The organism is Intrasporangium sp., assembly GCF_036566125.1.
Classification (GTDB): domain Bacteria; phylum Actinomycetota; class Actinomycetes; order Actinomycetales; family Dermatophilaceae; genus Intrasporangium.
Genome location: NZ_DATCWX010000252.1, coordinates 1 through 9,690 on the forward strand (window position 1 = coordinate 1; position 9,690 = coordinate 9,690).

Here is a 9,690-nt window from a genome sequence, read left to right on the forward strand (position 1 = left end):
GACCAGCCCCTGCCCAAAGGGGCGGGGACGCCGGACGCCTGGGCAGCGGCCGCGGCCCAGGCGCTCAGCGCCGCCGTGGCCACGGCCAACGACGCCGTGCGGGACGCCATCGACAGCGAGGTCGAGAATCCGCCGTCGTGCACGATCGCTGCGGCAGTCATCGAGGACGGCGTCATCGTCGCCGGGAACGTCGGCGACAGCCGGGTGTACTGGCTGCCCGACGGCACCGAGCCCCCGCGACAGCTCGGCGAGGACGACTCGTACGCCCACGAGCAGATGCGCGCCGGCATGCCCCGCGAGGCTGCCGAGAACGGTCCCCACGCCCATTCGATCACCCGCTGGCTCGGCACCGACGCGCCCGACGACCTCGCGCCCCACCTGACGACGCTCTCCGCCGAGGAAGCCGCAGGCGGTTGGCTCCTCGTGTGCTCGGACGGGTTGTGGAACTACTGCTCGGCGCCCGAGGACGTCCGCGTGCTCGTGCACAACAAGGTGGAGCAGGTCGGCGCCGCCGACCCGGCAGCAGTGGCCCAGGCGCTCGTCGACTTCGCCAATGAGCAGGGCGGACGCGACAACATCACGGTTGCCCTTGCTCGACTCGCTGGGCAAGGATCACAGGAGACGACAGGCGCGGTGGTGGCCGCGCCAGAGGAAGGTGACCCGATCGATGGCTGACTTCACCGCCGAGGTGTTCCAGAACGAGTTCCTCCCCGACGGGGGGACCGACGTGCACGCGATCGTGCGCATCACGTCGACTGGCGCCTCGACCGCCGGGTCGGTGGGCGTCGTCGACCCGAATTCAGCCGCGGAGGTCATCCTCATCGACACGTCCGGCTCGATGGGCCGGCGCGGGGTCATGGAGGCCGGCCACGCCGCCAAGGCCGCCCTCAACGAGATCGTCGACGGGACGCTCTTCGCCGTCGTCTCCGGCAACGGGACCGCGCAGATCGTCTACCCCTACGCCCACCAGGGCGCCCTGGCCGTCATGTCGTCGCACACCCGGACGGAGGCGCATCGCGCCGTCGAGGGCCTGCGGGCCCAGGGCGGCACCGCGATGGGCACCTGGCTCACGCTCGCCCGGCAGATCTTCGAGACCGTCCCGCACGTGACGAAGAAGCACGCGATCCTGCTCACCGACGGCGTCAACGAGGGTGAGACCCCCGCCTCGCTGCAGGCCGCGATCCAGTCCTGCATCGGTGCCTTCCAGTGCGATGCCCGCGGCGTCGGGGACCAGTGGCGCGTCGACGAGGTGCGCGCGATCTCGTCGGCGCTGCTCGGCTCGGTCGACCTGATCCCGGAGCCCGAGGAGATGGCGGCCGAGTTCCAGTCGATGATGCGGGCGTCGATGGCCCGCGGTGTCGCCAGCGCCGAGCTGCGCGTGTGGGCTCCGCAGGGGGCCGAGCTGCTCTTCGTGCGACAGGTGTCGCCGACGCTCGAGGACCTCACGGGGCGACGCACCCCGGTCAACGCACTCACCGGTGGCTACCCGACGGGCGCGTGGTCCGACGAGAGCCGCGACTACCACGTCGCCGTCCGGCTGCCGGCGCGCACCCTGGGGCAGGAGCAGCTGGCCGCGCGAGTGTCGCTGGCGCTCGGCGTGGAACCGGTGGCGCAGGGCCTGGTCAAGGCCAAGTGGAGCAATGACGACGCCCTGACGACCCGGATCGACCCGGCCGTCGCCGCCTACACCGGCCAGGCGGAGCTCGCTCAGGTCATCCGGGAAGGCTTGGCCGCCAAGGCCGCCGGCCACGACGAGGTCGCGACCGCCAAGCTCGGCCGCGCGGTCCAGCTCGCCGACCAGACCGGCAACGACGAGATGACGACGCGCCTGAAGAAGGTCGTCGAGATCGACGACGCCGACACCGGGACGGTCCGCCTGAAGAAGAGCGCGTCCAAGATCGACGAGATGTCCCTCGACACGGCGTCGACGAAGACGAGCCGGGTGCGCCGATGACGGTCACGTGCCCGAACGGCCACCAGTCCCAGGCCGACGACTACTGCGACGTGTGCGGATCGCCGATCGAGGCGTCGGCTGGCTCGGGTGCCGCGGCCTCCTCCTCTGCGGGCCTGCGCACCACGGGGTCGTATGCCGCTGAGCCGGCTGCCCCTGCCACGCCCGGTGCCGCTCCGGCTGAGTCCGCCGAAGGGTCCGCGGCGGCCGCTGAGCCGGAGTCGCTCGACTGCCCCAACTGCCAGGCGCAGAACCCGCCCGGTGCCCTCTTCTGCGAGGCGTGCGGCTACGACTTCACGACCGGGGCGATGCCGCGGGTGGCCGGCGAGGCGCCTCCTGCGCAGGCTGCGGAAGGGGACGCCGGTGACCTCGGTGACCTCGGTGGCCTCGCAGACGCCGGAGACGCCGGGGCGCTCGTTGATGCCGAGGACCCGGCGAGTGTGCAGAAAACGCCGGCCGAGAAGGCGGAATCGTTCGACTGGCTCGCCGAGGTGTGGATCGACCCGGACTGGTATCGGACCCAGGAGGTCGACGACCCGTGCCCCTCGCCGGGGCTGCCCATCATCATCCCGCTCCGCTCGCGCAGCGTCCTGATGGGCCGGGTCAGCCAGAGCCGCAACACGCACCCCGAGATCGACCTGTCGTCGGATCCCGGGGTCAGCCGTCGACATGCCCAGCTCACGACGGACGGCACCCGGTGGTTCGTCGAGGACCTCGGCAGCTCCAACGGCACCTTCGTCGGCGCTGCCGCGGGCCCGCTGCCGGACGACCCGATCGCGGTCGGCCCGAAGACCGAGCTCGACGATGACGACCGGCTCTATGTCGGCGCGTGGAGCCGCGTGGTGGTGCGCAGGGCAACCCCCGACGAGGTCGACGCCTACGCCTGACCTGGGTCCTCTTGAGGCAATCCTTCGAGGAAACTTGAACTTTTCGTGAATCGCCGCGCCATTCCGGCCGTGAGCGATCTATGGTGTGCCCTGTGACGCAACGGTCTCCCCTCCCGGACCACGTCGACACGCCGCAGACCATCGTCGTGACGGGCGTCATGGCCGCCGGCAAGTCGACTGTCTCCCAGCTCCTCGCCGAGCGCTTCAGCAGGGCCGTTCACCTGCGCGGCGACGAGTTCCGGCGGGTCGTCGTCAGCGGCCGCGTCGACATGTCACCGCAGGGCGACCCCGAGGCGGAACGCCAGCTCGCGCTGCGACACCGGCTCGCTGCCCACACCGCCAACATGTACGCCGAGGCCGGCTTCACCGTCGTCGTCCAGGACCTGTTCGTGGGCGCCAGCCTCGAGCCCTTCCTGGCGCAGCTGCGCGACCCGGTCAGCCTCGTCATGCTCGCGCCCGACGTGTCGACCGTCATGCGCCGCGAGGCGGAGCGCACCAAGACCGGTTATGGAGAGCTGTGGTCCATCCGGGACTTCGACCACAAGGTGCGGACCGAGACACCCAAGATCGGGCTCTGGCTCGACAGCTCGCAGCAGACGCCCGACGAGACCGTCGACGAGATCATCCGGCGCCTGCCCGAGGCAGGGATGCGCTGAATGGTGACGCAGCTGACCATCGGCCAGGTCGCGGAGCGCACGGGGGTCGCCACCTCGGCGCTGCGCTACTGGGAGGCTCTCGGCCTGATCTCGTCCGTCCGCACCTCGGGCAACCAGCGGCGGTACGAGCGTCCGATGATCCGTCGCGTGTCCTTCATCCGTGCCGCCCAGCGCGTCGGCCTGTCCCTCGAGGAGATCAAGGAGGCGCTGGCGACGCTGCCGGACTCCCGGACCCCGACGGCGCGGGACTGGGAGCGGCTCTCCGCGGCGTGGCGATCGCGTCTCGACGAGCAGATCCGGCGCATCGAACGGCTCCGGGACCGGCTCGACGGCTGCATCGGCTGCGGCTGCCTCAGCCTGACGACCTGCGCCTTGAACAACCCCCTGGACGAGCTCGCCACGCTCGGCCCGGGACCACACCGCCTCGACCCCTGACCTCACTCAATCGAGTGAACAAGATCTGGGCAATCGAGTGAACACGACTTGGGCAATCGAGTGAACAAGATTTGGGCCTTGCGCTCAGGGCTGCCTGAGTGTGACAACCCAAATCTTGTTCACTCGATTGGGGTTGAGGTGCCCTGTTAGCGCTCCATCCGATAGCGGTCTCTGCGGAGGAGCAGCCACAGGACGACGAGCGGCACGACGAGCCCGCCGATCCCGAGGACGAGGAACCGGCCAAGGCCATCCATCTGCTGAACGAGCCACGGGAAGTTCTGCCCGAAGAAGCCGGTCACGAAGGTCAGGGGCAGGAAGATCGTGGCGAGTATGGTCAGGCGCTCGACGGTCTGGCCCTGACGCACCCCGAGACGCGTCTGCTCGACCGAGATCACGGCCATGTTCGCCTCGAGGATGGTCGCGAGCAGGTCCCGCTGGGCAGCCACCTCGTCGCTGATCAGCCGGAGGTAGTCGTGCACGTCGTGGAAGTAGGGCGCGAGAGGGCCTTCGCGATTGGCCCGTTCGATTGTCGTCAGCACGGTCAGCAACGGGTGGACCGCGCGGTGGAAGTTGGTGACCTCACGGCGCAGGAAGTAGATCCGCTCCGTGGGTGCCGCCTCGCCGGCGAAGACGGTGCTCTCCACCTCCTCGATGTCCCGTTCGAGCTCGGCAACAACGGGGCCGTAGCTCTTGATGACCTGGTCGAGGATGGCCCAGAGGACCGCTGGGCTGCCCTCCGCCAGCAGCTCCGGGTGTCCCTCGAGGGTGGTGCGCGCCGAGTGCAGCTCGCTCGCCACACCCTGCCGGACGGTGATGACGAAGGTCGGTGCGATGAAGACGCTGATCTCGCCGAAGTCGACCTCTTCCCGGTCGTCGTCGTAGCGCGCCGTCCGGAGGATGACGAGCTCGACGTCCTGGCCGTACTGCTCGACCTTGGGCCGCAGATGGAAGCTCTTGACGTCCTCGACGGCCAGCTCGTGGAGCCCGAAGCTCTTGCGGATGTCTTCGAGCTCTTCGGGGACGGGCTCGAAGGTGCCCAACCAGGCGAACCCGTCGCTGCCATCGCGGTGGAGTGCGGCCGCTTGGTCGAGAGTGAGCACCCCCTCCTGCTGACGGCGACCGTCACGGTACAGGGCACAGTCGATGATCATGGCGCCTCCACGTCTCGGTGTGTGCCCAGTCTCCCTCGCCACCGGGCGTGTTGCGGGGTCAGTCGGCGAGGGCGGAGTGGAGCGAACGCCAGTCGATGCCACGAGGGGCCCGCTCGACAACGGTCTGGAGCAGCCCCAACCGAGCCGCCCGCAGGGCGGGGTCCTCGGCCATGACGAGCACCTCGTCGAAGAACCGCTCGAGCGTCGGCACGGTCCCCGTTGCGGCATCCGCCCACTGGGGCAACGTGCCGGCCGCGAGGTCAGGCAGTGCCACAACCTTCTCGTGCAGCGCTCGCTCCGCGTCCTCCTGAAGCAACGCGGTGTCGTATGCCGCTGGGCTCCCTTGCGGGACAATGCGGGTGATGCGTTGGGTGGCCTCCACCAGCCTCGGGAAACCATCGCGCCCACGGACCGTCTCGATGTCGCGCAGGACCGCCTCGGCCTTCCCCGGCGAACCGGCGAGCGGCTGGACCGCCCCCGCGAGCGTGGACGGCACGCCCTCCTCGCGCAGCTGCTGGCCGAACCGGCCGGTGACGAACTCGAGGGCGTCAGCAATCGACTCGGTGCTCACGTCGAGCCCCTGCTGACGGAGCTGGTCGGCCGCCGCACGCAGCCCCTGCTCGACCGAGATCGTGGACAGGGTCGGCTGCGAGCGCAGGATGCCGATCACTCCCAGTGCCGCGCGCCGCAACGCGAAGGGGTCCGAGGACCCGGTCGGCTTGGCCCCCAGAGCGAACATCGCCATGAGCAGGTCGAACCGGTCGGCCAGGGCGAGCAGCGCACCCGGCCGCGACTCGGGCAGCGCTCCACCAGCGGTCCGCGGCTGCTCCATCTCGTAGAGCGCCGCGGCCACCTCGGGCGTCTCGCCGGCCTTGAGGGCGTACTCCCGCGCCATGTACCCGGCGAGGCTGGACAGCTCGACGACCATCTGCGAGGCGAGGTCGAACTTCGCCAGCTCGCTCGCCCGGGACAGCGTCTCGCCCTCCGAAGCGTCGAGCGAGACGTGCTCGGCGAGCGCCGCCGCGACGTCGCGGATCCGGTCGGCGCGATCGGCCATCGACCCGACCCGCTCCTCGAAGGTCAGCTTCGCGATGCCGGTCCGCAGGTCGGCGAGCGGCACCTTGAGGTCGGCGCCGTAGAAGAACGCCGCGTCCTCGTAGCGGGCCCGCAGGACGTTCTCGTTCCCAGCCCGCACGAGGTCGTCGTCGCAGTCGCCGTTGGCCATCGTCACGAAATACGGCATGAGCGCACCCTCGGCCGACCGCACCGGCAGGTAGCGCTGGTGCTTGCGCATCACCGTCGTGAGGATCTGCTCCGGCAGCTCGAGGTAGCGCTCCTCGAAGGAGCCGAGGATGCCGTGCGGCGCCTCGACGAGGTTGGTGATCTCGTCGACAAGAGCGGCCTCACCCTCGATGTCGATGACTCCGCCGACCGAGGCAGCGAGCGAGTGCGCCTGCGCCACAACGCTTTCCCGCCGCTCAGCCGGGTCGACGAGGAAGTCCCGCTCGGCGAGCTTGGGCAGCAGGACGTCGGCGTTCTCGACCTCGATGAGCGGCCCGGCCTCGGTCCGCTCGCCATACGTCGTCCGCCCCGACCGCAGTCCAGACACAGAGACCGGCACGACCGTGTCGCCCCAGAGCGCGACGATCCACCGGATCGGGCGGCTGTAGGCGAGCTCGGGATCGCACCACCGCATGTTCTTGTCCGCGCGCAACCCGGAGACCACATCGGCGATGATCGACCCCATCACCTCGAGCACCCCGCGCCCGGTCTCCTGGACCCGGACCGCCACGTGCTCGACCCCGTCGAACTCCGCTCGCACGAGCTCGGACACGTCGACCCTCTGGCCCCGGGCGAACCCCTCGGCCGCCTTCGTCGGCGCCCCGTCCGGCCCGAACGCGGCAACGACCTTGGGCCCCTTGCGCAGCGTCTCGGCATCCGGCTCGTGCGCGCCGACCTCGTCGACGAGCGCCACGATCCGGCGTGGAGTGCCATGGACGACGACCGACCCGTGCGGCAGCCGCGTCGCCCCCAGCTTCTCGGTCAGGCCCCGACGGACCTGCTCGATCGCCTCGGGCACGACATGCGGCGGCAGCTCCTCCACGCCGATCTCGAGAGCCAGCCGACGCGTGACGTCAGGCGCAAGGGAAGCGAGCTCAGCGGCATACGACTCCTCGGGCGACTCCACCCCGCGGGAAGGCGGCATGACAGCGCGACCGTCCATCGGCGGAAGGTCAGCGCCGAGCAGCGGGTAGCCGAGCTCCTCGCGCCGCTCGACCCAGAGGCGGGACACCTCGCGCGCGAGCCGGCGCATCGTGCCGAACGCCTTGGCGCGCTCGGTCGTCGAGATGGCGCCGCGTGAGTCGAGGACGTTGAACGCGTGAGACGACTTGAGGACGTAGGTGTGCGCGGGGACCGGCAGGCGCGCGTCGATGAGCCGCTGCGCCTCGGCCGTGTAGCGCTCGAAGAGGTCGCGGTTGGTCTGGATGTCGGCGTCGTCGAGGTAGTAGCGCGACATCTCGTACTCGCTCTGCCCGAACGCCTCGCCATAGCTGATCCCCGGCGCGTACTCCATGTCCTTGAAGTGCGTCACGCCCTGGAGCGCCATCATGATGCGCTCGATGCCGTAGGTCAGCTCGACGGACACGGGGTCGAGGTTCTGCCCGCCGACCTGCTGGAAGTAGGTGAACTGCGTGATCTCCATGCCGTCGAGCCAGACCTCCCAGCCCAGGCCCCAGGCGCCGATGGCCGGCTGCGCCCAGTTGTCCTCGACGAAGCGGATGTCGTGCGCGCGGATGTCGATGCCGAGCGCCTCGAGCGACTCGAGGTAGAGCTCCTGCGGGTTGCCGGGGTCCGGCTTGAGGATGACCTGGAATTGGGTGTGCGTCTGGAGGCGGTTCGGGTTCTCGCCATAGCGCGAGTCGTCCGGCCGCACGCTCGGCTCGACGTAGGCGACCCGCCACGGCTCTGGACCGAGGACCCGGAGGATCGTGGCGGGGTTCATCGTCCCCGCGCCGACCTCGGTGTTGAAGGGCTGCACGATCATGCAACCTCGGTCGGTCCAGAACTTCTGCAGCGTGAGCAGGGCGTCTTGGACGGTCAGCGTGGTGGTGTCAGGCACCCGCCAAGGTTACCGGCGGCGCGTGGCTGCCTTTCACACCACCGATGCCGTATGCCGCTGAGCGCGCTCCCCGACGCCCGCTCGCTCCCAGCCCTCCCGCCCTCCCCTGCCGCAACACACCCGCTTACCGACTGCTGCCCCCAGCTGCAGCAGGCCCTGGCAGTCGCTGAGCGGGTGTGTTGCGGTCAGATGGGTCGGACGCCGTACTCCGCGAGGAACTGGCGCGCTCGGCCGAGCTCGCGGTCGCCGGAGAACTCGTGCCACCTGTCCGTGAGGTCGAGTTGGTCCACCGCGTCCCTGAAGCGGCGGAACGCGCCCCGGCCCTCGATCGCGCGCGCCAACCGGTCGGCGATGTTGGGGTCGTGCTGCAGCTCGGCGAAGGAGGACATGTCGTTCCAGCCGTCGCTACTGCCGGACTCGATCCAGGCGACGTTGGTCCAGGACTCGGCCGCGTCCTCCTCCTCGCCCTCCGCGTCCTCGTCGTCGTAGGCGTCGAAGCGGTCGCCGAAGGGCTGGAACTCGTTGATCTCGCCCGTGTCGAGGTTGAGCCGGCCCTCGGAGCGGAAGTCGCCGCCGGAGGACATGATCTGGGTGAGCTCGGGGATGTCGACGGGCAGTGGGCGCAGCTCCGTTTCGGCGCCGGAGAGCTCGGCCTCGATGTCCTGGGCGAGGTACTCGTCACCGCTCCAGCCCCGCTCGTGCAGTCGTCCAGCAATGGCCGCGAGGAGCCGGGCGACCTCGGCGTCGGACTCGCTGGCCGTGGCCCCTTCTGCCCCGCCCGACGCGCGGCGCGCTTTCAGCAGCGCATCGCCGACGAACTGGAGTGCGTAGTCGAGGTTCGAGCCCGTGACGGCGCGGACGAGTGTCGGCAGGTCACCGGCAAAGGCGGCACGGCGGACCTCGCCATCGTCCAGGCGGCGCAGGCGGGCGAGGTCGGGCCAGAGGGGCACGTGACCGCCCTCGTCGACGGTGGACGGTGGAGCGGTGTTGCCGGCCTGGTCCGGCACCGCGCCCCAGCCGGTGATCGCGTGGGCAGTGTGCGTCTCTCGTCCGAAGGCCTCGACAGGGTCGTCGTAAGCCTCGACCGTGCACTCGTGCTCCCAACCGTCCTGTCCGAACCGGTAGCCGAACACGCCGCCGGGCTTCAGCTTGGCCGCGACCCGGTCCTTGTAGCTGAAACGACTCGGGTCCGATCCGCCGTCCCCGCTGGTCCAGTAGAGCCGCAACTGGGCGAGGTCCCACCGCCCCAGGGCCCGGTCGACCGCGAGACCGAAGTCGTCGAAGGTCACATGAGGCGGCACGATCATGATCCGCCCGGGACGCGACTCGACTGGGCCCTCGGGCGAGCCGACGACCTCGACCCGGACACGCAGCGCTCGCTTCGCCATGGCCTCACTCTGCCAAATCGTCGAGGGCTTGTGTGAGCAGGTCGCGAACTCGTGGCAGGTCGTACTTCAGTGTGTCCCAGACCACCTTGCGCTGGATCCCC

Annotated in this window: 8 protein-coding genes; 5 read left to right on the top strand and 3 right to left on the bottom strand. The window is 70.1% G+C overall.

Translation table 11 applies throughout. The annotated features are described in order from the left end of the window. The 5 genes from VIR15_RS15265 to soxR form a co-directional block, all read left to right on the top strand. Positions 1-675, top strand: a 675-nt coding sequence (locus VIR15_RS15265) for a PP2C family protein-serine/threonine phosphatase (RefSeq protein ID WP_331929231.1), incomplete at its 5' end; no start/stop codon positions are given. Then, complete coding sequence (locus VIR15_RS15270; protein WP_331929233.1) at positions 668-1,954, top strand: VWA domain-containing protein; 1,287 nt, start codon at positions 668-670, stop codon at positions 1,952-1,954. The genes VIR15_RS15265 and VIR15_RS15270, both read left to right, overlap by 8 nt. Further along, positions 1,951-2,838: a double zinc ribbon and FHA domain-containing protein gene (locus VIR15_RS15275; protein ID WP_331929235.1), complete on the top strand. Its 888-nt coding sequence runs from the start codon at positions 1,951-1,953 to the stop codon at positions 2,836-2,838. Before VIR15_RS15270 ends, VIR15_RS15275 begins: the two co-directional genes overlap by 4 nt. Positions 2,839-2,930: 92 nt before the next feature. Next, the gene (locus tag VIR15_RS15280) at positions 2,931-3,494 is read left to right on the top strand and encodes an AAA family ATPase (protein WP_331929237.1); all 564 of its coding nucleotides are present in this window, start codon (positions 2,931-2,933) and stop codon (positions 3,492-3,494) included. Next, positions 3,495-3,929, top strand: a complete 435-nt coding sequence (gene soxR / locus VIR15_RS15285) for a redox-sensitive transcriptional activator SoxR (protein ID WP_331929239.1) — start codon at positions 3,495-3,497, stop codon at positions 3,927-3,929. A 146-nt stretch (positions 3,930-4,075) separates the two neighbouring features. On the opposite strand, the gene VIR15_RS15290 is transcribed toward soxR, so the two are convergent. The 3 genes from VIR15_RS15290 to VIR15_RS15300 form a co-directional block, all read right to left on the bottom strand. After that, positions 4,076-5,080, bottom strand: a complete 1,005-nt coding sequence (locus tag VIR15_RS15290) for a CorA family divalent cation transporter (RefSeq protein ID WP_331929241.1) — start codon at positions 5,078-5,080, stop codon at positions 4,076-4,078. A 58-nt stretch (positions 5,081-5,138) separates the two neighbouring features. Beyond that, positions 5,139-8,201, bottom strand: coding sequence for a glycine--tRNA ligase (locus VIR15_RS15295; protein ID WP_331929243.1), 3,063 nt, complete (start codon positions 8,199-8,201; stop codon positions 5,139-5,141). A gap of 185 nt (positions 8,202-8,386) precedes the next feature. Beyond that, the gene (locus tag VIR15_RS15300; RefSeq protein ID WP_331929245.1) at positions 8,387-9,589 is read right to left on the bottom strand and encodes a plasmid pRiA4b ORF-3 family protein; all 1,203 of its coding nucleotides are present in this window, start codon (positions 9,587-9,589) and stop codon (positions 8,387-8,389) included. Positions 9,590-9,690: the final 101 nt, after the last annotated feature.